Here is a 1137-nt window from a genome sequence, read left to right on the forward strand (position 1 = left end):
TGCACCGATTGCACAGGATCTAAAGCAAAAAGTCTATGATTTAATTAAAGATAGACGTAGTGATGCTGAAATACGCGCCTATATGCAAGAGCGCTACGGTGACTTTATTAGCTACAAGCCGCCTATGCGACCATCGACATGGATCCTATGGTTTTTTCCACCACTATTATTGCTCGTCTTAATTGTTGGTTGGTTTTGGCAAAGTAAACGCCGCCAAGTTGTCGCCCGTGGCCAAAACGGCGTTACAGTGAACAGTACTGCTGCCTTGACCTCTGCGGAAAAGGCTGAGCTTGATCGTCTATTATCGCAAGCTGAGAATGTCGACCACGATATTACTAGCATAGAGGACAAAAAATGACTCTATTTTCTACTTTTGGCTTATTTGTAGCTCTAAGCTTGCTGATTGCTCTTATATTTGCGCTAATTGCTATTATGCCATGGCTACGAGCACCGCGTTTGCAGTCCAAACCAATAGACAATCAACTGCTAGATATTAATGTTGCAGTATTTCGCGAACGTTTAGCTGAGCTACAAACAGATAAAGACAGCGGTACTATTAATAATAGCCATTATCAAAATCAAAAGCTGGAACTGGAGCGTCAGCTATTAGATGTGCAGCGTCAGATAACACCTATGGTCACCCCTGATGTCAAAAGCCGTTTAATTGTCGCAGCTTGGATCCCAATATTGGCTGCAATGGCGTACTTACTAATAGGCAATCGTACGCCCGTGTTTGATTTGTGGACAAGCGAGGACAAAGTAGGACAAGTGGCTGATGACCTATTGACGGCTAAGATTGATAAGCCACCAAAGTGGGCGACTGAAAACGGTCGTCAGTTGATTAGCGCTATGCAGACCAACGTCCATCGTAACGCTGATGATCCTAATCGCTGGATGCGCCTATCTGAACTTTTCTTATCGATGGAGGCGACTGACTCTGCGTTAGAAGCCTTATCGCGTGCCTATCGTTTAGCACCTGATAACGAGGAGATTGCTACTACTTATGCTCAGACTAGTTTTTTTGTTAATGAAGGTCAGTTAGACGCCAATATTCGCCGTCTATTACAAGCTATATTAGCTAAGAATCCGCAGCATGAACGGGCTCAAATGCTCATGGCAATGGGTGAGACTCGTAGT

At 44.2% G+C, this 1137-nt stretch carries 2 protein-coding genes; both read left to right on the top strand.

Annotation, left to right across the window (positions count from 1 at the left end):
• A partial coding sequence (locus tag ACTXGO_RS14270; protein ID WP_443574979.1) for a cytochrome c-type biogenesis protein occupies window positions 1–358 on the top strand: 358 nt, incomplete at its 5' end.
• On the top strand, window positions 355–1137 hold a 783-nt coding region (ccmI, locus tag ACTXGO_RS14275; protein WP_443574980.1), incomplete at its 3' end, for a c-type cytochrome biogenesis protein CcmI. The genes ACTXGO_RS14270 and ccmI, both read left to right, overlap by 4 nt.

It is taken from the genome of Psychrobacter sp. T6-1, assembly GCF_052258445.1.